Origin of the sequence: Inquilinus limosus DSM 16000 (assembly GCF_000423185.1) — a bacterium.
GTDB classification, from domain to species: domain Bacteria; phylum Pseudomonadota; class Alphaproteobacteria; order DSM-16000; family Inquilinaceae; genus Inquilinus; species Inquilinus limosus.
Genome location: NZ_AUHM01000001.1, coordinates 659,977 through 681,294, shown reverse-complemented (window position 1 = coordinate 681,294; position 21,318 = coordinate 659,977). Strand labels below are relative to the sequence as shown.

The 21,318-nt window shown below is 70.8% G+C and carries 21 protein-coding genes; 13 read left to right on the top strand and 8 right to left on the bottom strand.

Annotation, left to right across the window (positions count from 1 at the left end; translation table 11 throughout):
• Nucleotides 1-191: 191 nt before the first annotated feature.
• The 5 genes from G537_RS0103335 to G537_RS0103315 all read left to right on the top strand — a co-directional run bounded on the left by G537_RS0103335 (nucleotide 192) and on the right by G537_RS0103315 (nucleotide 5,990).
• Nucleotides 192-1,124, top strand: coding sequence for an ABC transporter permease (locus G537_RS0103335; RefSeq protein WP_026868897.1), 933 nt, complete (start codon nucleotides 192-194; stop codon nucleotides 1,122-1,124).
• 10 nt (nucleotides 1,125-1,134) lie between these two features.
• Nucleotides 1,135-2,028: an ABC transporter permease gene (locus G537_RS0103330; RefSeq protein WP_081688537.1), complete on the top strand. Its 894-nt coding sequence runs from the start codon at nucleotides 1,135-1,137 to the stop codon at nucleotides 2,026-2,028.
• Nucleotides 2,029-2,032: 4 nt separating this feature from the next.
• Complete coding sequence (locus G537_RS0103325) at nucleotides 2,033-4,147, top strand: dipeptide ABC transporter ATP-binding protein (protein ID WP_051247754.1); 2,115 nt, start codon at nucleotides 2,033-2,035, stop codon at nucleotides 4,145-4,147.
• Between the two features lie 169 nt (nucleotides 4,148-4,316).
• Nucleotides 4,317-4,760: a helix-turn-helix domain-containing protein gene (locus G537_RS0103320; protein ID WP_026868894.1), complete on the top strand. Its 444-nt coding sequence runs from the start codon at nucleotides 4,317-4,319 to the stop codon at nucleotides 4,758-4,760.
• A gap of 108 nt (nucleotides 4,761-4,868) precedes the next feature.
• A complete protein-coding gene (locus tag G537_RS0103315) occupies nucleotides 4,869-5,990 on the top strand; it encodes a DegT/DnrJ/EryC1/StrS family aminotransferase (protein WP_026868893.1) in 1,122 nt (373 codons plus the stop codon).
• A gap of 3 nt (nucleotides 5,991-5,993) precedes the next feature.
• Here the strand turns inward: G537_RS0103315 and G537_RS0103310 are convergent, their stop codons facing one another.
• Both G537_RS0103310 and G537_RS0103305 read right to left on the bottom strand, forming a co-directional pair.
• Nucleotides 5,994-6,605: a LysE family translocator gene (locus G537_RS0103310; RefSeq protein WP_026868892.1), complete on the bottom strand. Its 612-nt coding sequence runs from the start codon at nucleotides 6,603-6,605 to the stop codon at nucleotides 5,994-5,996.
• An 89-nt stretch (nucleotides 6,606-6,694) separates the two neighbouring features.
• Nucleotides 6,695-8,245, bottom strand: a complete 1,551-nt coding sequence (locus G537_RS0103305; RefSeq protein WP_026868891.1) for an amidase — start codon at nucleotides 8,243-8,245, stop codon at nucleotides 6,695-6,697.
• 182 nt (nucleotides 8,246-8,427) lie between these two features.
• Here G537_RS0103305 and lpxA point away from each other — a divergent pair, with 182 nt between their 5' ends.
• On the top strand, nucleotides 8,428-9,213 hold the full coding sequence (gene lpxA, locus G537_RS0103300; RefSeq protein ID WP_034850384.1) for an acyl-ACP--UDP-N-acetylglucosamine O-acyltransferase: 786 nt from the start codon (nucleotides 8,428-8,430) through the stop codon (nucleotides 9,211-9,213).
• A 77-nt stretch (nucleotides 9,214-9,290) separates the two neighbouring features.
• Nucleotides 9,291-9,755: an SRPBCC family protein gene (locus G537_RS36205; RefSeq protein ID WP_034850383.1), complete on the top strand. Its 465-nt coding sequence runs from the start codon at nucleotides 9,291-9,293 to the stop codon at nucleotides 9,753-9,755.
• A gap of 221 nt (nucleotides 9,756-9,976) precedes the next feature.
• Here G537_RS36205 and G537_RS0103290 read toward each other — a convergent pair whose 3' ends face one another.
• The gene (locus tag G537_RS0103290; RefSeq protein ID WP_026868889.1) at nucleotides 9,977-10,879 is read right to left on the bottom strand and encodes an NAD-dependent epimerase/dehydratase family protein; all 903 of its coding nucleotides are present in this window, start codon (nucleotides 10,877-10,879) and stop codon (nucleotides 9,977-9,979) included.
• Between the two features lie 193 nt (nucleotides 10,880-11,072).
• On the opposite strand from G537_RS0103290, the gene G537_RS0103285 reads away from it, so the two are divergent.
• Both G537_RS0103285 and G537_RS0103280 read left to right on the top strand, forming a co-directional pair.
• Nucleotides 11,073-12,077: an LLM class oxidoreductase gene (locus G537_RS0103285; RefSeq protein WP_026868888.1), complete on the top strand. Its 1,005-nt coding sequence runs from the start codon at nucleotides 11,073-11,075 to the stop codon at nucleotides 12,075-12,077.
• Nucleotides 12,078-12,094: 17 nt separating this feature from the next.
• Nucleotides 12,095-12,928, top strand: a complete 834-nt coding sequence (locus G537_RS0103280; protein WP_026868887.1) for an aldo/keto reductase — start codon at nucleotides 12,095-12,097, stop codon at nucleotides 12,926-12,928.
• Between the two features lie 154 nt (nucleotides 12,929-13,082).
• Here the strand turns inward: G537_RS0103280 and G537_RS0103275 are convergent, their stop codons facing one another.
• Nucleotides 13,083-14,585 (bottom strand): xylulokinase, encoded by a 1,503-nt coding sequence (locus G537_RS0103275; protein WP_026868886.1) that lies wholly within the window; start codon nucleotides 14,583-14,585, stop codon nucleotides 13,083-13,085.
• A gap of 148 nt (nucleotides 14,586-14,733) precedes the next feature.
• On the opposite strand from G537_RS0103275, the gene G537_RS0103270 reads away from it, so the two are divergent.
• Nucleotides 14,734-15,369, top strand: a complete 636-nt coding sequence (locus tag G537_RS0103270; protein WP_026868885.1) for a glucose-6-phosphate isomerase — start codon at nucleotides 14,734-14,736, stop codon at nucleotides 15,367-15,369.
• 3 nt (nucleotides 15,370-15,372) lie between these two features.
• Complete coding sequence (locus G537_RS0103265; protein ID WP_026868884.1) at nucleotides 15,373-16,320, top strand: shikimate dehydrogenase family protein; 948 nt, start codon at nucleotides 15,373-15,375, stop codon at nucleotides 16,318-16,320.
• 6 nt (nucleotides 16,321-16,326) lie between these two features.
• On the opposite strand, the gene G537_RS0103260 is transcribed toward G537_RS0103265, so the two are convergent.
• The 3 genes from G537_RS0103260 to G537_RS0103250 all read right to left on the bottom strand — a co-directional run bounded on the left by G537_RS0103260 (nucleotide 16,327) and on the right by G537_RS0103250 (nucleotide 18,988).
• Nucleotides 16,327-17,136, bottom strand: coding sequence for a DUF72 domain-containing protein (locus tag G537_RS0103260; protein ID WP_026868883.1), 810 nt, complete (start codon nucleotides 17,134-17,136; stop codon nucleotides 16,327-16,329).
• Nucleotides 17,137-17,227: 91 nt separating this feature from the next.
• On the bottom strand, nucleotides 17,228-18,259 hold the full coding sequence (locus tag G537_RS0103255) for an NAD(P)-dependent alcohol dehydrogenase (protein ID WP_026868882.1): 1,032 nt from the start codon (nucleotides 18,257-18,259) through the stop codon (nucleotides 17,228-17,230).
• Between the two features lie 219 nt (nucleotides 18,260-18,478).
• Nucleotides 18,479-18,988, bottom strand: a complete 510-nt coding sequence (locus tag G537_RS0103250) for a DUF1993 domain-containing protein (RefSeq protein WP_155888478.1) — start codon at nucleotides 18,986-18,988, stop codon at nucleotides 18,479-18,481.
• A 182-nt stretch (nucleotides 18,989-19,170) separates the two neighbouring features.
• On the opposite strand from G537_RS0103250, the gene G537_RS0103245 reads away from it, so the two are divergent.
• On the top strand, nucleotides 19,171-19,644 hold the full coding sequence (locus G537_RS0103245; protein ID WP_026868880.1) for a nuclear transport factor 2 family protein: 474 nt from the start codon (nucleotides 19,171-19,173) through the stop codon (nucleotides 19,642-19,644).
• A gap of 2 nt (nucleotides 19,645-19,646) precedes the next feature.
• A complete protein-coding gene (locus G537_RS0103240; protein WP_026868879.1) occupies nucleotides 19,647-20,204 on the top strand; it encodes a TetR/AcrR family transcriptional regulator in 558 nt (185 codons plus the stop codon).
• On the opposite strand, the gene G537_RS0103235 is transcribed toward G537_RS0103240, so the two are convergent.
• Nucleotides 20,191-21,099: an alpha/beta fold hydrolase gene (locus tag G537_RS0103235; protein ID WP_026868878.1), complete on the bottom strand. Its 909-nt coding sequence runs from the start codon at nucleotides 21,097-21,099 to the stop codon at nucleotides 20,191-20,193. The two genes, G537_RS0103240 and G537_RS0103235, sit on opposite strands and share 14 nt — an antisense overlap.
• Between the last annotated feature and the right edge of the window lie 219 nt (nucleotides 21,100-21,318).

Genomic DNA, 21,318 nt, shown 5'->3' with positions numbered 1-21,318 from the left:
CCCTTGCGGGAGGGGGGCAGGGGGAGGGGGTTCGTGCAGCAAGAGCCGGCCCCACCCGCCATCCGCCGGACAGGCCGGATTCAGGACGTCCAGCTCTCCTCGATCGGTAACCCCCTCCCCCTAACCCCCTCCCGCGAGGGGAGGGGGGACTCGGTTTGGATGGGCTCGGAAGGCTCCGGGGAGGTCCCACCATGCTGATCTTCCTCGCCAAGCGCGTCCTCTTCATGCTCCTGACCATGCTGGCGGTGTCGCTGCTGGTCTTCCTTCTGCTGGAGGTGAACGGGTCGGCGGTGGCGGTGAAGGTCCTCGGCCCCTACAGCTCGGAGGAGCAGCGGCGCCTGTGGCTCGAGGCGCATGGCTACTTCGCGCCCTGGTACGAGCGCTACCTCGCCTGGCTGGGCCGGATGGCGAGCGGTGAGTTCGGCGACTCGCTGCGCTTCAAGATCCCGGTCGCCGACGTGCTCTGGCCGCGCCTGGCCAACACCGCGATCCTCGCCGCCTTCGTCTTCCTGATCATGGTGCCCGTCTCGGTCGTGCTCGGCGTCCTCGCCGGCATGCGCGAGGGCTCGGCCACCGACCGCTCGATCTCTATCCTGTCGATCGTCACCACCTCGGTGCCGGAATTCGCCTCGGCGACCTTCCTGTCCTTCCTGTTCGTCCTCACCCTGAAATGGCTGCCGGGGACGAGCGGCATGAACCAGGGCTTCGACATCCTTCAGCTGGTGATGCCGGTCCTGGTGCTGGTGCTGTACGATTTCGGCTACGTCACCCGGATGATGCGCGCCTCGATGGCCGAGGTGATGCAGAGCCCCTATATCCGCACCGCGGTGCTGAAGGGCATTCCCTACCGGCGGGTGATCCTGCGCCACGCCCTGCGCAACGCGCTGATCGCGCCCTTCACCGTGATCGTGCTGCAGATCAACTGGCTGCTGTCCGGCGTGATCGTGGTCGAGGCCTTCTTCGGCTACAAGGGCTTCGGCGCCCTGCTGCTCGAAGCCTCGCTGAACCAGGACATCTACCTGATCCAGGCCTGCGCCATGGTCTCGGTCTTCGTCGCGGTCGCGACCCAGACCATCGCCGACGTCGGCTACACCTACCTCAACCCACGCATCCGCTTCACCTGAGGGGGACGGAATGGCCGAGATTTCGCTGCCGCCGCCACCATCCTCGCTGGGCCGCAACCCGATCCTCCGCGCGCTCCGCTCGGTGCTGCTGCTGCGCGAGAGCTGGGTCGGGCTGGTCGGCGCGCTGATCGTGCTGTTCTGGGTCGCCGTGGCGATCCTCGCGCCGGTGCTCGCGCCGTTCCCGCCGAACCAGACGCTGCTGCCGTTCAAGCCGCCCGGCACCGTGGCGCCGGACGGGGGCGTGTTCTGGCTCGGCACCGACCAGCTCGGCCGCGACATCCTCAGCCGGGTGATCTGGGGCGCCCAGCGGGTGTTGATCTACGCCCCCCTGGCCACCGCCTGCGCCTATGTCCTCGGCGTCACCATGGGCCTCCTGGCCGGCTACAAGCGCGGGCTGTGGGACGACGTGCTCAGCCGGGTCGGCGACATCATCCTGTCCTTCCCGATCCTGGTGCTCTACGTCGTCATCATCACCACCTTCGGCCCGTCCGGCATCAACATCGTGCTGGCTGTCACCTGCGCCAGCGCCCCCGGCATCATGCGCATCGTCCGCGGCCTGACGCTCGACCTGCGCAACCGCGACTACGTCGCCGCGGCGCAGACCCGCGGCGAATCCTCGCTCTACATCATGTTCGTCGAGATCCTGCCGAACGCGCGCGGGCCGCTGATCGTCGATGCCTGCCTGCGCCTGGGCTACACCATCATCACCATCGGCGTGCTGGGCTTCCTCGGCCTCGGCCTGCCGCCGCCGGACCCGGACTGGGGCGGCATGGTCAACGAGACCCGCGCCATGGCCACCTTCGCGCCGTGGATGACGGTCTTCCCCTGCATCGCCATCTCGTCGCTGGTCCTCGGCCTGAACCTGCTGGCCGACGGTCTGCGCGAGATCTCATTGAAGGATTGAGGCGATGACGGTCGAGCTGATCCCGCCGCGCGACAGCACCTCGCCGATCCTGGAGATCGACCGGCTCTCGATCTCCTATCTCACCCGCGCCGCCGAGATCCCGGCGGTGGTCGACTTCTCGCTGACCATCCGCCCCGGCGAATGCGTCGGGCTGGTGGGCGAGAGCGGCTGCGGCAAGTCGACCGTGGCGATGGCGATCATGCGCTATCTCGGCCGCAACGGCCGCATCGCCGGCGGCAGCATGAAGTTCCGCGGCCGCGACATGCTGGCGATGTCGGAGGAGGAGCTGCGGCGGATCCGCGGCGCCGAGATCGCCATGGTGTATCAGGAGCCGATGGCGGCGCTGAACCCGGCGATGCGGATCGGCGACCAGCTGGCCGAGGTGCCGCTGTGCCACGAGCCCGGCTGCAGCCGCGAGCAGGCGCTGGCCCGGGCGCGCGACATGCTGGCCCGGGTGCGGCTCGGCGATCCCGACCGGGTGCTGCAGGCCTATCCGCACCAGATCTCGGGCGGCCAGCAGCAGCGCGTGGTCATCGCCATGGCGCTGCTGTCGAACCCGTCCCTGCTGCTGCTGGACGAGCCGACCACGGCGCTCGACGTCACGGTCGAGGCCGGCATCGTCGACCTGATCGCGGAGCTGGGCCGGACGCTCGGCACGGCCATGCTCTACATCAGCCACAATCTCGGGCTGATCCGCGAGACCTGCGACCGGGTCTGCGTCATGTATGCCGGCCAGGCGGTGGAGGAGGGGACGATCGACCAGATCTTCGCCGCCCCGCGCCATCCCTACACCCAGGGCCTGTTCGGCTGCATCCCGACCCCGGCGCGCGACAAGTCCAGCCGGCCACTGGTGCCGATCCGCGGCCAACTGCCGCTGCCGCAGGCCCGGCCGCAGGGCTGCTGGTTCGGCCCGCGCTGCGACCATTTCCAGCCCGGGCGCTGCGACGCCGCGCCGGTGCCGATGCTGCCGGCCAGCGAGACCCGGCGGGTGCGCTGCCTGCGCTGGGAGGAGATCGAAGCGTTCCTGTCGTCCCGGGCGCCCGCCCCGGCGCCGCTCGAGGCCGCTTCCGTCTCCGCGGCCGCGAACGACCAGCCGGTGCTGGAGGTCGCGGCGATGCGCAAGCACTACCCGGTCTACGACAACTCGATCGCGGCCCTTCTGGGCAGCGACCGCACCCGCTGGGTCCGCGCCAACGAGGCGATCAGCTTCGAGGCCCGCGGCGGCCAGACCGTCGCCATCGTCGGCGAGAGCGGCTGCGGCAAGTCCACCTTCGCCAGGGTGCTGATGGGGCTGGAGACCGCGACCGACGGCACCGTCTCCTTCCGCGGCACGGATATCGGCCGCAAGCCGGTGCAGCGCCGCGACGCCAAGCTGCTGTCGTCGCTGCAGATGGTGTTCCAGAACCCGAACGACACGCTGAACCCCAGCATGACCGTGGGCCAGCAGATCGGCCGGGTGATCCGCAAGTTCGGGGTGAAGAAGGGCCGGCGCGAGGTGGAGGAGGAGGTGCTGCGCCTGCTCGACCTGGTCAAGCTGCCGCGCGCCTTCATCGACCGCAAGCCGCGGCAGCTCTCCGGCGGGCAGAAGCAGCGCGTCGGCATCGCCCGCGCCTTCGCCGGTGCCCCGGCCATGGTGGTGGCGGACGAGCCGGTCTCGGCCCTCGACGTCTCGGTTCAGGCCGCGGTCACCGGCCTTCTGGTCGATATCCAGCGCCGCTCCGGCACCACCCTCCTGTTCATCAGCCACGATCTCGGCGTGGTCCGCTACCTGGCCGATCGGGTGGTGGTGATGTATCTCGGCCAGATCATGGAGCAGGGGACGACCGACGCCGTCTTCCAGCCGCCCTACCACCCCTACACCGAGGCGCTGCTCGCCGCCGTGCCGGTCGCCGACCCGACGGTCGAGAAGAAGCGCATCATCCTGGAAGGGCCGTTGCCCAGCCCGCTCGACCCGCCGCGCGGCTGCCCCTTCCACACCCGCTGTCCGCGCAAGCTGGGCGGAATCTGCGAGACCGAGGCGCCGCCCGAGCGCGCCAACGGCGACGGCCACGTCATCCGCTGCCATATTCCGCTGCCGGACCTCGCGGCGGTGGAACCCGTTCTGGGGCGTGCGGGTTAAGCGTTCCGGTGCAGATCGCCTAATACGGGTATTGCGGCCCGGTTCTTCGCAACATACCATCATATGTGGCGGGCCGGGTTCGACACTGCGGCAATGGGGGACCGCACCAGATCGGTCGTTCGCGATCGTATTCGGTGTCGGGCCGAGGCCCGCAGGAGGAAGTGACAGTATGGCCACCCGCGGCTTGGACCGACAGCGCCGGCGCAAGACCATCACCGAGGATGGCCCGGATCCGGTGGACGTCCACGTTGGTGCCCGCCTGCGCCAGCGCCGCACCCTTCTGGGAATGAGCCAGGAGAAACTGGCCGCGGCCTTCGGCGTGTCGTTCCAGCAGATCCAGAAATACGAACGCGGCGCCAACCGCGTCAGCGCCAGCCGGCTGCACCAGCTGACGCGCATCCTCAATGTCCCCGTCGGCTATTTCTTCGAAGGCATGGCCGACGCGCCGCAGAACGGCGGCGGCTCCGCCCATCCGGTGACCGACACCGAGATGGTGGCGAGCCGCGAAACGCTGGAGCTGGTCCGCGCCTATTACCGGATCGAGGATCCGACGGTCCGCCGCCGCCTGGTCGACCTGCTGCGCTCGCTCGGCCCGGACGTGTCCGAGCACTGAGGCGGCCCGATCCTGAGACGGTTTGTCCGGATCGCGTTTCCGGCTGGTGTCGCGGCCGGGGCGGGGCTACATCAGCCGCGATCCTGAATACAGCCGAGAGGCTCGCCCGTGTCGCTTCCCTTCGTCGACCTCAAGCAGCAATACGCCCGCCTGAAGCCCCTGATCGACGCCCGCATCCATGCGGTGCTCGACCACGGCCAGTACATCCTGGGGCCGGAGGTGGCGGAGCTGGAGGGCGAGCTGGCGCGCCGCGCCGGCGCCCGCCACTGCCTGACGGTGTCGAGCGGCACCGACGCGCTGATCATGCCGCTGATGGCGCGCGGCATCGGCCCGGGCGACGCCGTCTTCGTGCCGGCCTTCACCTTCACCGCGACGGCGGAGGCCATCCTGCTGCTCGGCGCCTCGCCGGTCTTCGTCGACGTCGATCCCGTGACCTATCTGATCGACCTGGCCGATCTGGAGCGCCGCATCGCCGCCACCCAGGCGGCGGGCAGGCTGGCGCCGAAGGCGGTGATCGCGGTCGACCTGTTCGGCCTGCCGGTCGACTATCCGAAGCTGCAGGCGATCGCCGATACGCATGGCCTGTTCGTCATCGCCGATGCGGCGCAGAGCTTCGGCGGCGCCTTCCACGACCGCCCGGTCGGGTCGCTGGCGCCGGTCACCGCCACCAGCTTCTACCCGGCCAAGCCGCTCGGCTGCTATGGCGATGGCGGCGCCGTCTTCACCGATGACGACGAGCTGGCCGCGGTGCTGAAGTCGATCCGCGTCCATGGCGAGGGCAAGAGCCGCTACGACACCGTGCGGGTCGGCCTCAACGCCCGGTTCGACACCATCCAGGCGGCGGTGCTGCTGGCCAAGCTGCCCAGCTTCGGCGAGGAGCTGGCGGCCCGCGACCGGCTGGCCCGGCACTATTCGGCCCGGCTGTCCAACCGCGTCCAGACGCCGGTGATGCCGGACGGCCTGTCCTGCGCCTGGGCGCAGTACACCATCCGCGTGCCGGAGCGCGACGCGGTGCGGGCGAGGCTGGGCGAGGCCGGCATCCCGACCGCGATCTACTATCCGACGCCGATGCATCTGGCGGAGGCCTACCGCGCCCATGGCGAAGGCGAGGGCTCGCTGCCGGTCAGCGAGACGCTGAGCCGCGAGGTGCTGAGCCTGCCGATGCACCCCTTCCTGTCGGATGCCGATGCCGACCGCGTCTGCGACGCGGTGATCGCAGCGGTCGGCTGAGGACTACCGCGTCGCCACGGCCACCGCGGCGCCGGCCATCACCGCGCCGGTGCCGCGGTTGATCGCCTTGAGCGCCCGCGGCGACCGGAACATCCGGCGGGCGCGCAGGGCCAGCACGACATAGGCCGCCAGCACCGTGCCATAGACCACGACCAGGGTGGCGGCGAGCTCGGCGAAGCCGACCCAGGTCAGCCGCGGCAGGTCGATGATGGTCGGCAGCAGCGCCAGGTAGAACAGCGTCGTCTTCGGGTTGCCGAGGCAGACCGAGATGCCGGTCAGGAACAGTCGCAGGCCTTCGCCGCGCACCGGCTGCGCCTCGACCGGCCCCGACGCCGGGGCGGTCCACAGCCGCCAGGCGAGATACAGCAGATAGGCCGCGCCGGCGTATTTGATCGCCACGAAGACCGGTTGCAGCGTCGCGGCCAGCATGGCGAGGCCGAGCGCGGTGGCGCCGAGCCACATCAGGTCGCCGGCCACCAGACCGAGGCAGAAAGCCGGCGCTCCCCGGCTGCCGCGGCCGAGCACGCGCGCCACCAGCGCCGCGGTGGTCGGGCCCGGCACGGCGCAGGCCACGCCGAGCGTGACGGCGTAGAGCAGCAGCGTCGACAGCTCCATCGGCGGATCCTCCCCGGCAGGCGGCGCCCGCATCGTTGCGCCGGATTATGCCCGGCGCCCGTCGGGCCGGCCAGCGCCGTGCCGGCGTCTTACGCGCTGAGGGCCGGCGGTCTTCGGTGCCGGGTGGCGCTTTCGTAATCGAAGGCGAAAGACAGCAGGGCCGCTTCGCTCCACATCGGGCCGATGAAGATCAGACCGAAGGGCGCGCCCGATGCGTGATATCCCGCCGGCACCGTAACGGCGGGCAGGCCGGCGATGTTGATCTCGGAGACCGAGGTCTCCTGCACCGATCCGGAGCTTTCCACGGTCGGCAGCTCCTCCCGCATCTGCGGGAACGCCAGCCCGTCCAGCCCGTGCCGCGCCATGACCTCGGCGAAGATCGTCAGATAGGCCTCTTTCGCTTCCAGGAAATCGCTCAGGTCCGGCGGCGCCAGCGGGTCGGCCAGGCTCGCCCGGAAGGCCGGCCGGTCCGCCATGAAGGCGAGCACGCCTCCCGGGGCGAAGGGATCCTCCGCCGCCACAGCGGTCCTGAACGCCTCGAAGTTCGGGAGTGCGGCCTGCGGGCCCAGCCGCTTCAGATAGCCATCCAGGTCGTAGGGCAGGGCCTCGATGCCGCGCGGGTCGAACCCCTCGGCGCCCGGCGCCGGCCGGGCGATGTCGGCGAAGCCCGTCCCCGCGAACGGATCTTCGACCAGGACCGCGCCCCGGGCCTGCAGCTCGCCCATCGCGCGCCGGTACAGCGCCGCCGTCTCGGCCGACAGCGGCTGGCTGCGCCACCCCGGCCCGTACAGGCCGAAGCGCCTGCCGCGCAGCGACCCGGCGTCGAGACCGGCGGCGGTGCCGCCCCGCGGTCTGTGCCCGATGCCGGCCACGGTCTTCGGATCCTCCGGGCTGAAGCCGGCGATCGCGTCCAGCGCCAGTGCCGCGTCGCGCACGCAGCGCGCGATCGGGCCGACGACGTCGCGGGTGCTGCCGGCCAGCGGCATGACGCCGGCATTGGGCACCAGGCCGAAGCTCGGCTTGACCCCGACCAGATCCTGGGCCGAGGCCGGGTTCTGGATCGAGCCGCCGGTCTCCTCCGCCAGGCCCAGCACGGCGAGGCTGCCGGCGACCGCGGTGGCGGTGCCGGCGCTGCTGCCGCCCGGCATGCGGCCGGGGGCGGCGGCGTTCAGCGTGGCGCCGGCCCAGCTGTCGTCGGCATGGCTGCCGGACGCGCTCAGCACGGGGACGTTGGTCTTGCCCAGGATGACGGCGCCCGCGGCGCGCATCCGCGCCACAACGGGCGAATCCGTCGCCGGGATCAGGTCGACGCCGCCGGCCCGGGCGCTCAGCAGGCGCCATCCGCCGGTGCTGGGCAGCCCGGCCATGTCCATCGTGTCCTTGACCACCACCGGCACCCCGGCCAGCGGGCCCAGTGCCTCGCCGGCAGCACGACGCCGGTCGATCTCGCGCGCCTCGCGCAGGGCGTCCGGGTTCATCGTGATCAGGGCGACGTAGCGCGGGTTGTAACGCGCGATGCGGTCGAGGAAGGCCTGTGCCAGGGCCTCCGCCGTGATGCCCCCGGCGAAGGCGGCCTGCGCATCCGCGACGGTCATCTCGACGGGATCGAGGGCGGACGGAACCGATGCGGCGGTGGTCATGGCAGCTCCCGGCGGGTTGCGCGACCATAGCGTGCCGGTGCCCGCCGGCCAAGCCGGCCCGCGCTGCGGCGCCGGCAGCCAACGCAATGATTTGTAACAAATTTTGAGTTTGCCCCTGGTGCTCCGGGCGGCAGGATCGGCGGCGTGCCGGACTGTCCGGCACTCTCCGTTCGGGACCCCGCATGACGTCATCCCTGATCCACCGAACCGCGATCATCGAACCCGGCGCCGAAATCGGCGAGGGCACGCGCATCGGCCCCTATGCCGTGATCGGGCCGAAGGTGCGGCTGGGCCGCGACTGCATCGTCGGGCCGCATGCGGTGGTCGAGGGGCGGACCGAGATCGGCGACCGCAACCAGATCTTCCAGTTCGCCTCGGTCGGCGCGCCGCCGCAAGACCTGAAATGGAAGGGCGAGGAGACGCGGCTCGTCATCGGCCACGACAACATCATCCGCGAATACGTCACCATCCAGCCGGGCGTCGGCGTCTCCGGCGGGCTGACCGAGATCGGCGACGGCAACCTGTTCATGGCCTGCGCCCACATCGCCCATGACTGCCGCATCGGCAGCCACACCCGCTTCGCCAACGCCGCGACCCTGGCCGGCCATATCGAGGTCGGCGACCATGTCCATGTCAGCGGCTTGGCCGGGGTGCACCAGTTCACCCGCATCGGCGCCCATGCCTTCGTCGCCGCCGGCGCAATGGTGGCGCAGGACGTGCCGCCCTTCTGCCTGGTCCAGGGCGACCGGGCGCGCCTCGTGTCGCTGAACGAGGTCGGGCTGCGCCGCCACGGCTTCACCGAGCCGGAGGTGCTGGCCCTGCGCCGCGTCTTCCGCCTGCTGTTCCGCGGCACCGGCACGAAGGCGGAGCGGATGGCCCGGGTGCGGCGCGACCATGCCGGCGACAAGGGTGTGCCGGAGCTGCTGGAGTTCCTGTCCGACACCCGGCGCGGGCTGGTCGCGGCCTGACGGAAACGGGCCGGCGTCCCGCGCGTTGATTGAGTCGAAGCCTGGCCGCACGGCCGGCGCCGCTTCGGGAGGACGCCATGGCAGGACCGGACCCGCTTCGGGTGAGCATCACCGTCGACGCGCCGCAGGACCGCGCCTTCGACGCCTTCGCCAACCGGCTCGGGCGGTGGTGGCCGCTCCCCTACACCTGGGCCCTGGCGGCGTTCGACACCGCCATTGTCGAACCGCGGGTCGGCGGGCTGTGGTTCGAGCGCGACCGCGACGGAAAGGAGACGCCCTGGGGCGAGGTCAGGGCCTATGAGCCGCCGTCGCGGCTGGTGCTGTCCTTCGCCATCAGCCCGGAGCGGGCGCCGGAGCCGCCGGAGCGGGCGAGCGAGCTGGAGATCCGCTTCGTGCCGGAGCAGGGGCGGACCCGGATCGAGCTGGAGCACCGTGATCTCGCGCGGCACGGCGACGGGGCGGCGCGGCTGCGCGACGGCATGGCCTCGCCGCAGGGCTGGCCGCTGATCCTCGCCGATTTTGCGCGATACCTGAGAGGCTAGGTGCCGCTCGAGGCTATGGCGCAGTCACGTTGCGTCTTCCGCAAGCGAGGCTTTTTCAAAACATCGTCATTGCGAGCGCAGCGAAGCAATCCAGGGCCGTTTGGCTTGGCCCCTGGATTGCTTCGTCGGCTTCGCCTCCTCGCAATGACGGCGAGGAATGGCCGTTGTGAAAGGGTCTCGCTTGCGGGAGAGGCAACGCGCTCCAGCCTTCGTGGCTTGTTCTATGCGATAGGCATCTCGGTCTCGATCCAGTCGATGAGCGAGGCGTGCTTCGGTGCCCAGCCCAGCTCCGCCCGGGCGCGCTTGCCACGGACCCGGCTGTTGGAGCCGAGCGAGTAGACGGCGTGGCCGAAGCCCAGCGCGGCGATGGCGTCGTCGACCGGCCAGGGCTGCGGCGCGCCGAGGCCGAGGCGCCGGGCGATCGCCGCCGCTGCCTCGGCGAAGGAGGCCTCGCCGTTCTCGACGTAATAGAAGGCGCCGGCCGGGGCGCGCTCCAGCGCCAGGGCGTAGAGCTCAGCCATGTCGTCGACATGCACGTTCGACCAGATGTTCAGGCCGCGCCCGATATGGCGGACCATGCCGGTCTTGCGCGCCTGCGCGACCAGCGTCGGGATCTGCACGCTGTCCGGGTGCAGCCCGGGGCCGGTGCCGTAGATCAGGCTGTTGCACAGCACGACGGAGCGCACGCCGCGGCCGGCAGCGTCGACGACAACCCGGTCGATGGCGACCCGCGCCGCCTTGCCCGGCACCGGCTCCACCGGCGTGTCCTCGTCGTAGATGCGGTCCGAGGCCCGGTCGCCGCGGGCATCGTCGGCCACCACGCTGGTGCCGCTGGTGTGCAGGAACGGCTTGCCGCTGCCGGCGAGGGCGTCGAGGAAGGCCTCCACCGCCGGCCGGTGGTCGGAATCGGCGGCGTTGATCACCGCGTCGGCCGCCTTCGCCTCCCGCGCCAGCAGCGCCGTGTCCGCGAGGTCGCCGAGCACCGGCTCGATGCCGAGCGCCTGCAGCCGCGTCGCCTTCTCCGGCGACCGCACCAGGCCACGGATCCGGTGCCCGTCCTTCATCAGCCGCAGGGCGACGGCGCCGCCGATGAAGCCGCTGGCGCCGGTCAGGAAGATGGTCATGCCGCACCCTTTGCTGTGTCCTTGTCGACAAGGAAGATGGGGGCGGAACTCGAGGCCGAAAACCCGATCATTCGTGAACTGAATTCACAACTTCTGGTCTGCCGCGCCGGGTTATCGCCGGAGGGACCCCGACCCACATTGCGCCCCGACACGAACCGCCCGCCGCTGCGGGGCAGGGGAGTCGGAGAGAAGCATGACGTCTCATATGGAAGGCTCGGCGCTCGACCTGATCCGCCGGCCGCGGGGTCTGACGCTCGGCATCGAGCTGCCGCTCGACAATGACTGGTCGCCGATGGACGAGGCCGCGCGCCGCGCCGATGGCCGTCCCTTCGGCGTGCCCGACCTGGCCCGCCATGCCGACCGGGTGCGGCAGGTCGACCGTTCCGGCTTCGCCGCCATCTGGATGCGCGACGTCCCGGTCTTCGACCCGCAGCGCTTCGGCGATGCCGGCTCGGTCTACGACGTCTTCGCCCATCTCGGCTTCCTCGCCGGGATCACGAAGACTGTCGCGCTGGGCACCGCCGCGGTGGTGCTGCCGCTGCGCCACCCGATGATGACGGCGAAGGCGGCCGCCTCGGTCGACGCCCTGTCCGGCGGTCGGCTCATCCTCGGCGTCGCCACCGGCGACCGGCCGGTGGAGTTCCCGCTGCTGGGGCTCGATTTCGAGGGCCGCGGCGAGGCCTTTCGCGACGCCGTCTCCTATATCCGCCAGGCCTGGCAGCCCGGCGGGCTGCCGCTCGGCGACGGCACCCGCGCCCCGACGCTCGACCTGCTGCCCCGGCCGGCCCAGCCGACGATCCCGCTGGTGATGGCCGGGCGCGGCCGGCAGAGCCTGGAGTGGATCGGGGAGCAGATGGACGGCTGGTTCGTCTATCCGAACACGCCGGAGCTGCTGGCCGCCCAGGCCCAGCAATGGCACCGCAGGCACGAGGCGCGCCGGCCCTTCATCAGCGCCTTCCACCTCGACCTCGCCGAGGATCCGGACGCGGCGCCGCAGCCGCACCGCTTCGGCGCGCGGCTCGGCCGGAACCGCCTGGTCGAGCATCTGCGGCACCTCGCCGCGCTGGGCGTCGACCACCTGGCGCTGCATCTGCGGCATTCCCGCCGGCCGGTCGAGGAGGTGCTCGACGAGCTGGCGCGCGAGATCCTGCCGCAGGTCCAGCAGCCCCTCCGCCCGGCGGCCGACGCCGCCGAATGACGAGAAAGGATTGAGATATGGTTCCCCTGGTCACCGCCAACGGCGCCGAGATCCCGGCGCTCGGCTTCGGCACCTTCCGGATGAACGGCCCGGACACGGTCCGCATGGTCCGGCACGTGCTGTCGCTCGGCTACCGCCACATCGACACGGCGCAGATCTACGGCAACGAGGCCGAGGTCGGCGAAGGTCTGGCCGCCTCCGGCGTCGCCCGCAACGACGTGTTCCTGACCACCAAGGTCTGGGTCTCCAACTACCGGCGCGACGCCTTCCTGCGCTCGGTCGACGAGAGCCTCAAGAAGCTGCGCACCGACCATGTCGACCTGCTGCTGCTGCACTGGCCGAACCAGGACGTGCCGCTGGCCGAGCAGATCGGCGCGCTGAACGAGGTGCGGGCCGCCGGCAAGGTGCGCCATATCGGCATCAGCAACATGACCACGGCGCTGATGGCCGAGGCCGTGTCGCTCAGCGACGCGCCGCTGGTCACCAACCAGGTCGAGTACCATCCGTATCTCGACCAGTCGGCGGTCCTGACCGCGGCCCGCAAGGCGGGCATGAGCGTGACCGCCTATTACGCCATGGCCGACGGCAAGGTGATCGGCGATCCGGTGATCAAGGCGATCGCCGACCGCCACGGCAGGACAGAGGTCCAGGTGGTGCTGCGCTGGCTGGTGCAGCAGCCGGGCGTCGTCGCCCTGTCGAAGACGGTCGGCGAGGCGCGCGCGGCCGCCAACCTGGCGATCTTCGACTTCGCGCTCTCGGCCGAGGAGATGGCCGCGATCCACGCCCTGGCCCGGCCGGACGGCCGCCTGGTCAGCCCGGAAGGGCTGGCGCCGGTGTGGGATGCGGCGTGATCAGAAGCGAGACCGTCTCAAGCCTTCTCCAATGCCGTCATTGCGACCCCGGCCTTGAGCCGGGGGAAGCAATCCAGGGCCGTTTGGCGTGGCCCTGGATTGCTTCGTCGGCTTTGCCTCCTCGCAATGACGGCTGGGAATGGGCTCCGAGCCGCTATGACGTGATCCCATCCAGGTCGTCGTACAGCGCCTGGCTGTGGCGGTAGAGCCGGTCGAAGACCGGCTGCATCCGGGCGTAGCGCTCGGCCCAGCCTGGGTCGGGCGCGATTTCGGCGGCATAGCGCACGAGGGCCGCGGCGGCGTCCTGCACCGTGGCGAAGCGCCCGATGGCGGCGGCGACCATGGCGGCGCAGCCGATGACGCCGCATTCGGCCTCCTCCGGCACCAGGATCGGGATGCCGTAGGCGCTGGCCTTGATCTTCAGCCACAGCCCGGTCTTGGCACCGCCGCCGGAGGCGATCACGCGGTCGAGCGGGCGGTCCGACGCCGCCTCCATCACCCGGATGTGGCGTGTGGCGGCAAAGGCCACGCCCTCCAGCACCGCCCGGTGCAGCTCGGCCAGGCCGTGCCCGGCGCCCAGGCCGAAGAACTGCGCCCGGGCGTTGCGATGGGCGCCCAGCCGCTCGCCGACCAGATAGGGCAGGAACAGCAGGCCGCCGGCGCCCGGTGCGGCTTCAGCCGCCTTGGCGACGATCTCGGGGTAGCCCAGCGCGCCCTCGTGGAAGGCGCGGCGGGCCCAGCGCATGGCGTCGCCGCCGCTCTCCAGCAGCACGAAGGGGCCCCAGCCGCCCTCGATCGTCGCGACGTTGCAGATCTCCGGGTCCAAGAGCGGCGCCTCGGTGATCAGGGTGATGATGCAGGAGGTACCGGTGACGTCGGAGCCGAGCCCCGGCCGGCAGGCGCCCGAGCCCAGCAGCGCCACCGGATAGTCGGCGCCGCCGACCAGCACCGGCGTGCCCTCGAGCAGGCCGGTCTCGGCCGCCGCCGCGGCGGTGACGCCGCCCAGGATCTCCAGCGGCGAGCGCAGCCGCGGCAGCTTGGCGGCGTCGAGGCCCAGCAGCGCGACCATGGCGGGGGACCAGTCGCGCGTCGCCGGGTTCATCAGGAAGCTGCAGGACCCTTCCGTCGCCTCCATGGCGATCTCGCCGGTCAGGCGGAAATTGACCCAGTCCTTCGGCATCATCACCGCCGCCGCCCGGCGATAGGCCTCGGGGTCGTGGTCGCGTATCCAGGCCAGCTTGAAGGCAGGCCAGGCCGGGGTCGGCGGGTTGCCGCTCTCGGCCAGGTAATCCTTCGGGTCGTGGCCGCGCTCGAACGCGGCGACGAGGTCGAGCGTGCGCTTGTCGTTCCACAGGGGAACCGTGTCGCGGGTCAGGGCGCCGTTGGCATCGACCAGCACCGTGCCGTGCATCTGGCCGCAGGCGCAGACCGCGGCGATCCGGCTGCGGGCGCCCTCGACCTTGTCCAGCACCGCGCGCACGGAGTGGACGACGCCGTCCCACCAATCGGCCGGCCGCTGCTCCGACCAGCCGAAGGCCGGCACGATCTGCTCGTATTCCCGGGCGGCGATGGCCAGGATCCGGCCGCGGCCGTCGACCAGCGCCACCCGTGCGCTGCCGGTGCCGACGTCGATCGAGAGGGCGAGATCCTGGGTCATGGGCGTGGCGTCTGTCGCGCTGTTTGCCGATAGTAGGACCGCGGGCGCTTCCCGCCGTCAATCCAGCCCCGACCGGGAACGGGGTTGCGTCCGCACAGGAACCGGGCCACTCCTTCCGTCGGTGGGAAACAACGAAACGCGGGCCGTCATGCTGCTGCGCGAACCCATAAGCTGCACGCTGCAGGTGCGGGACGGGGAACTGGCCGGGGCGACCGGCCGGTACGTCAAGACCCTGGCCGATCTGGCCGGCCTCTTCGCCGACACCGCCGCCTATGAGGCGGCGCGGGCGCGTTCCGGCGATCAGGTGGTGTACGAGGTGCAGGACGTCCGCCCCTCCACTGCGTCGGGCGACCTGATCTTCGGCGTCACCCGCATGGTGCCGGGCAGGATCGGCCGGGAATACTTCCTGACCCGCGGCCACATTCATGCCAAGGCCGACCGGCCGGAGATCTACACCGGCGAGGCCGGGCGCGGCCTGATGCTGCTGGAATCGCCGGCCGGCGAGACCCGTGTCGTCGAGATCCTGCCGCGCACCGTCTGCTACGTGCCGCCCTACTGGATCCACCGCTCGATCAACATCGGCGCGGAGGAGCTGGTGATGAGCTTCTGCTACCCGGCCGACGCCGGCCAGGATTACGGCATCATCGAACGCTCCGGCGGAATGCGGCAGCGTATTCTCGACGACGGCGCCGGCGGCTGGATAGCGGTCGACAATCCGGGTTACCGGCCGCGGTCGCAGGCCGAGATCGACGCGCTGTCCGCCGCGGCGGGGCAGGGGGGCTGAGCCGTGGCCGCCTATCCGCCCACCACCCGGCCGACGCTGTATTTCATCGGCGTCACCACCGGCAAGAGCTCGATCATGACGGTGTTCCCGGCCTGGGCCGAGGCGCTCGGCCTGGCCGACGCCGTGATCCGCGGCATCGACTTCCCGCTGCATGCGGACCCGGCCGCCTATCGCGAGGCCGTGGCCTTCATCCGCGAGGATCCGCTGTCGCGCGGCGCCCTGATCACCACCCACAAGATCGACCTGTTCCACGCCAGCCGCGACCTGTTCGACGAGCTCGATCCGCACGCCGCACGGCTGGACGAGGTCAGCTGCCTCTCCAAGTCCGGCGGCCGGCTGGTCGGCCATGCCAAGGACCCGATCTCTGCCGGCCTCGCCTTCGACGCCTTCGTGCCGGCGGGCCACTTCGCCCGGACGGGGGTGGAGCTGTTCACGATCGGCGCCGGCGGCGCCGCCATCGCCCTGACCTGGCATGCGATGCACGCCCGGCCCGACCGGCCGGCGCGGATCGTGGTGTCGGACCGCAGCCCGGAACGGCTCGAGGAGATCCGACGCCTCCATGGCGAGATGGGGCGCACCGTCCCGGTCGACTATGTCCTGGCACAGGGCCCCGCCGACAACGACACGGCGCTGCGCGGGCTGAAGCCCGGATCGGTGGTGGTCAACGCCACCGGCCTCGGCAAGGATGCGCCGGGTTCGCCGCTCGGCGACGACGCGCCGTTCCCGCGGGGCGGCCTCGTCTGGGACCTCAACTACCGCGGCGACCTGCTGTTCCTGGACCAGGCCCGGCGGCAGCAGGCGGCGCGCGGCCTGACGGTCGAGGACGGCTGGACCTATTTCATCCACGGCTGGACCCGGGCGATCGCCGAGATCTTCCATATCGAGATCCCGACCTCCGGCCCGCGCTTCGACGAGCTGTCCCGGATCGCCGCCTCGGCGGGGCGGGGATAGGCCCGTTCACCCCAGCCTTTCGATCAGGGCCATGGCCGCGGCCGGCGCCTTCGGCTTGAAGCCGTTGATCATATAGATGAAGACGTCGCGCGACTTCGGCGGTTTCTCCTCCGGCGAACCGATCGGCTTCAGGTCGTCGGGCGCGCCGCCCTTGGCCCAGGCCCGGGCGCGCTCGGCCCAACGGTCCAGCTCCTTGGCCGGATAGCCGGTCTCCTCCGTTTCCGAGGCGCGCTGCAGCCGCTGATAGACAAAGGGGGCGGTCACGTCCGGGATCTCCGGGAAGCCCTCCTTGTCGGTCAGCACCGTCGCCACCTTGTGGGCGCGCAGCATGTCGATGAATTCGGGGGTGCGGAAGCTGTCGTGCCGGACCTCGACGACATGACGCAGCTCGCGGCCCTCGACGCTGTGCGGCAGCAGCTTGAGGAATGCCTCGAAGTCGTCGGGGGCGAACTGCTTGGTCGGCAGGAACTGCCAGTTGATCGGCCCCAGCTTCTCCTTCAGCTCCAGGATGCCGCTGGAAACGAAGCGGTCGATCGATTCGCCGGCCTCGGCCAGCACCCGCCGGTTGGTGGTGAAGCGCGTGCCCTTGACCGAGAAGACGAATCCCTCCGGCGTCTCCTCGCGCCATTTGGCGAAGCTCTCCGGCTTCTGCGAGCCGTAATAGGTGCCGTTGATCTCGATCGAGGTGACATGGCGCGAGGCGTATTCCAGCTCGCGTTTCTGGGCCAGGCCCTCCGGATAGAAGGTCCCGCGCCAGGGCTCGAAGGTCCAGCCGCCGATGCCGACGCGAATCCCCGATGCCTGCTTCGACGCCATGGCGCTCCTCCCCGACGGCTGATCCATCTATCGGAACATAAGGCGAACGCGGAATCAAGCGCCGGCCGCTCCGGGCCGGCGCCCTGCGCCGTTACAGCTTGATCTGCAGCTTGACGTCGCCCGGCCGGCCCTCGGCCGCCCGCTCGAAGGCGGCGATGCTGTCCTCGAAGCGGTAGGTGTCGGTGACCAGCGGCTTCAGGTCGACCTTGCCCGAGGCGATCATGGCGATCGCGCGGTCGTACACGTTGGCGTAGCGGAACACGGTCTCGATCCGCACCTCCTTGGCCGCGGCGGCGACCAGGTCGACCGCCACCGGCTCGACCGGCATGCCGATCACCACCAGGCAGCCGCCGGGGCGCACGGTGTCGAAGATGCCGGGATAGGCGCGCGGGCTGCCGCTGGCCTCGAACACCACGTCGGCGCCCCAGCCGTCGGTCGCTTCGGCCACCGCGTCGGCCAGGCTCTTCTCGCGGATGTTGACGCCGGTGACGCCGGGATAACGCTCGGCGATCGCCAGCTTCTCCGGCAGCAGGTCGGAGATCAGCACCCGGCTGCAGCCGCCGGCCAGGGCCGCCAGCGCGGCCATGATGCCGATCGGCCCGGCGCCGATCACCACGGCCAGGTCGCCGGGCTGGATCCGCGCCTTCACCGCCGCCTGCAGGCCGACGGCGAAGGGCTCGACCATCGCGCCCTCGGCGAAGGAGACGTTGTCCGGCAGCTTGAAGGTGAAGCCGGCGGGGTGCACCACCTCCGGCGTCAGGCAGCCATGCACCGGCGGCGTCGCCCAGAACACGACGCTGGGGTCGACATTGTAGAGGCCCAGCTTGGAGGCCTTGGAGGTCAGGTCGGGGATGCCCGGCTCCATGCACACCCGGTCGCCCACCTTCAGGCTGGTGACGCCGGGGCCGGTCTCGACCACGGTGCCGGCGGCCTCATGGCCCAGCACCATCGGTTCCCTCACCACGAAGGGGCCGATGCGGCCATGGGTGTAGTAGTGCACGTCGCTGCCGCAGACGCCGACGGTGTCGATCTTGATCCGGACGTCGCCCGGCCCGAGCGTCCGGGGCAGGTCGATCTCGCGCAGCGACAATTCCCTCTGCCGCTCCAGGACCAAGGCACGCATCTCATATCCTCCCGAATACAGGCCGGACGCGCGGCCGGCCTCACGTCCATTGGTACGACACTTTGCCGGGGCCGGGGAAGGTCTCTCTGCACAAATGTTTAGTGGCGGTTACCAATGTTCATGATGGCAAGGTCGTGCCGCCGGCTCTTATGTCGTCATGGCGAGCCCCGACGGGGCCACGGCGCTGCGCGCCTCGCCATGACGGAAACTGGGGAGTCCTCAGGACACCAGCGCCAGATAGTCCCGCTTGCCGATCTGCAGCCCCTTGTGGCGCAGGATGTCGTAGGTCGTCACGACGTGAAAATAGAAGTTCGGCAGCACCATGTTCAGCGCGTAGCTGCGGCCGGTGAAGTCCATCTTCCGGTCGCGCAGCGGGATGGTGATCGTCTCCTCCTCCCGGCCGTCGACCTGGTCGGGGCGGATGCTCTCCAGATAGGCGATGGTCCTGGCCAGCCGCTCCTGCAGCTGGGGCAGGGTGGTCTCGTTGTCCTCGAAGGGCGGCGGCGTCAGCCCGGCCAGGCGGGCGGCGCCGAACTTGGCGGCGTCGCTGACCCGCTGGATCTGGCCCGACAGCGGGTACATGTCGGGCGCCAGCCGGGCCTCGACCAGCGTGGCGGGATCGATCCGCTCGGCCTCGGCATGGGCCGCGGCCTTGTCCAGCAGCATCGACAGCATGCGCAGCTTCGGCAGCATCACGCCGATCGAGATCTCGTGCAGGGAGAAGGGCAAGGGAGTGCTCCGATCAAGGGCGGGCGCCGCGACAGCCCGGGCGTTCGGCGGCGGATGATTCCTCCGCCCTCGACTCGGTTGCGGTCAAGCGCCGCAGCGGGTCGGCTTGACGGAGAATATTTTGTCTGTACTGATCGGTAAAGTCAGTTTCGTTCGGTACAATCCCGTCGAGGAGAGCCGCCATGACCGCCGACCGTCCGCCGCTGCCGCCCTTCACCCGCGAGACCGCGATCCAGAAGGTCCGCATGGCCGAGGACGCCTGGAACACCCGCGACCCGCAGCGCGTCTCACTGGCCTATACCGAGGACAGCCGCTGGCGGAACCGGGCGGAGTTCCCGCAGGGCCGTGCCCAGATCGTCGAGTTCCTGACCCGGAAATGGTCGCGAGAGCTTGAGTACCGCCTGATCAAGGAGCTCTGGGCCTGGGAGGGCAACCGCATCGCCGTCCGCTTCGCCTATGAGTGGCGCGACGATTCCGGCCAGTGGTACCGCTCCTACGGCAACGAGAACTGGGAGTTCGACGAGCACGGGCTGATGCGCGCCCGCCACGCCTCGATCAACGATCGGCCGATCGCGGAATCCGAGCGGAAGTTCCACTGGGACCGCTCCGGCCCGCGGCCGGCGGACCATCCGGGACTCAGCGATCTCGGGCTATAGCCTTGCCCAGGATCGTCGCCGAACGCGCCGACGTGCTGCCGGCCCTGGCCGAGGTGTTCCGCGAACACGGCTTCGAAGGCGCCAGCCTGGCCCTGATCGGCGAGCGCACCGGCCTCGGCAAGGGCAGCCTCTACCACTTCTTCCCGGGCGGGAAGGAGGAGATGGCGGCGGCGGTGCTGGCCGAGATCGGGGGGTGGTTCGAGGAGCACATCTTCCGGCCGCTGCGGGAGGAGGAGCCGCGGCAGGCGGTGCCGGAGATGATCCGCGCGGTCGACGCCTATTTCCGCTCCGGCCGCCGGGTCTGCCTGGTCGGCGCCTTCGCGCTCGGCGATGTCCGCGACCGGTTCGCCGCCGCCGTCCGGGGCTATTTCGCCGCCTGGACCGATGCCCTGGCGCAGGCGCTGGCGCGGTCCGGCCTGCCCGAGGACACGGCTCGCGATCGGGCGGAGGATGCGGTCGCGGCGATCCAGGGCGCCCTGGTCCTGGCCCGGGCGCTGGACGATCCCGCCGCCTTCCGCCGCTCGCTGGCCCGGATCGAGGACCGGCTCAGGGCGGGGTGACCGGATCCTCGCGCAGGAAATCGACCAGGGCCTCGGCGGTCTCGTCCGGCGCCTCCTCCTGCAGGGTGTGGCCGCAGGGCAGGGCGCGGCCGCGGACATCCGTCGCCTTCTCGCGCCAGGTCGCCGGGACGTCGTACATCTCCCCGACCACACCCCTGGCGCCCCACAGCGCCAGCAGCGGCGCCTCGACCTTCCGGTCGGCATCGGCGGCCTCGTGCTCCAGGTCGATCGTGGCCGCGGCCCGGTAATCTTCGCAGATCGCGTGGATCGTGCCCGGCTGGCGATAGCAGCGCAGATATTCCCGCACCAGCCGCTCCTCCGGCACGCCCGGCGTGCGGCTCTGCCCGGCCAGGTGGTGGCGCAGGAAGAACTCCGGGTCGGCCTCGATCAGCCGCTCCGGCAGCGGCGCCGGCTGGATCAGGAAGAACCACCAGAAGTAGCGGGTGGCGAAGGCCCGGTCGGTGCGGGCGTACATGGTCGCGGTCGGCGCGATGTCCAGCACCGCGACGCGGCGGACCGCGCCCGGATGGTCCAGCGCCATGCGATGGGCGACGCGCCCGCCGCGGTCATGGCCGATCACGGCGAAGCCGTCATGGCCCAGGGCGCGCATCACCGCCACCTGGTCGCGCGCCATCGCCCGCTTCGAATAGTTGACGTGGTTGTCGCCGCCCTCCGGCCGGGAGGAATCGCCGTAGCCGCGCAGGTCCGCAGCGACCACGCCGTACCCGGCCGCGACCAGCCGCGGCGCTACCCTATGCCAGGTGACATGGGTCTGCGGATGGCCGTGCAGCAGCAGTACCGGCGGTCCCTCGCCGCCGCACGCGCCGCGGATGCGGATGCCGGGCTCGGTCTCGATCTCGAAGGGCGTGAAGCCGGGCATCAGGTCGTCGGTCATCGGCTCCCTCCACGAATGGGACCGATCCAGTCTCGCCGATCCCGGCTGCGATCGCGACCGATACCGGCGCGCGATGCAGCGCGCCCGGTCGGCGGCGGGGTGGGAGAGGCGGTGACGGCGCGCCCAGCCGGAGCGGCATTTCCCGAAAGCCGCCTTGCGCCTCGATTCGTCGGGGCTGCCATTCTTTCGACAAACATGATAGGTTTGAATGGCTTGTCG

What these genes read in the sequence shown, in the direction of transcription:
- G537_RS0103260 (WP_026868883.1), bottom strand. Translation starts at nt 17,136, where the DNA reads ATGGCGTCGAAGCAGGCATCGGGGATTCGCGTCGGCATCGGCGGCTGG.
- G537_RS36205 (WP_034850383.1), top strand. Translation starts at nt 9,291, where the DNA reads ATGGCAGGACCGGACCCGCTTCGGGTGAGCATCACCGTCGACGCGCCG.
- G537_RS0103280 (WP_026868887.1), top strand. Translation starts at nt 12,095, where the DNA reads ATGGTTCCCCTGGTCACCGCCAACGGCGCCGAGATCCCGGCGCTCGGC.
- G537_RS0103330 (WP_081688537.1), top strand. Translation starts at nt 1,135, where the DNA reads ATGGCCGAGATTTCGCTGCCGCCGCCACCATCCTCGCTGGGCCGCAAC.
- G537_RS0103255 (WP_026868882.1), bottom strand. Translation starts at nt 18,259, where the DNA reads ATGCGTGCCTTGGTCCTGGAGCGGCAGAGGGAATTGTCGCTGCGCGAG.
- G537_RS0103320 (WP_026868894.1), top strand. Translation starts at nt 4,317, where the DNA reads ATGGCCACCCGCGGCTTGGACCGACAGCGCCGGCGCAAGACCATCACC.
- G537_RS0103290 (WP_026868889.1), bottom strand. Translation starts at nt 10,879, where the DNA reads ATGACCATCTTCCTGACCGGCGCCAGCGGCTTCATCGGCGGCGCCGTC.
- G537_RS0103270 (WP_026868885.1), top strand. Translation starts at nt 14,734, where the DNA reads ATGCTGCTGCGCGAACCCATAAGCTGCACGCTGCAGGTGCGGGACGGG.
- G537_RS0103245 (WP_026868880.1), top strand. Translation starts at nt 19,171, where the DNA reads ATGACCGCCGACCGTCCGCCGCTGCCGCCCTTCACCCGCGAGACCGCG.
- lpxA (WP_034850384.1), top strand. Translation starts at nt 8,428, where the DNA reads ATGACGTCATCCCTGATCCACCGAACCGCGATCATCGAACCCGGCGCC.
- G537_RS0103305 (WP_026868891.1), bottom strand. Translation starts at nt 8,245, where the DNA reads ATGACCACCGCCGCATCGGTTCCGTCCGCCCTCGATCCCGTCGAGATG.
- G537_RS0103325 (WP_051247754.1), top strand. Translation starts at nt 2,033, where the DNA reads ATGACGGTCGAGCTGATCCCGCCGCGCGACAGCACCTCGCCGATCCTG.
- G537_RS0103285 (WP_026868888.1), top strand. Translation starts at nt 11,073, where the DNA reads ATGACGTCTCATATGGAAGGCTCGGCGCTCGACCTGATCCGCCGGCCG.
- G537_RS0103275 (WP_026868886.1), bottom strand. Translation starts at nt 14,585, where the DNA reads ATGACCCAGGATCTCGCCCTCTCGATCGACGTCGGCACCGGCAGCGCA.
- G537_RS0103335 (WP_026868897.1), top strand. Translation starts at nt 192, where the DNA reads ATGCTGATCTTCCTCGCCAAGCGCGTCCTCTTCATGCTCCTGACCATG.
- G537_RS0103310 (WP_026868892.1), bottom strand. Translation starts at nt 6,605, where the DNA reads ATGGAGCTGTCGACGCTGCTGCTCTACGCCGTCACGCTCGGCGTGGCC.
- G537_RS0103235 (WP_026868878.1), bottom strand. Translation starts at nt 21,099, where the DNA reads ATGACCGACGACCTGATGCCCGGCTTCACGCCCTTCGAGATCGAGACC.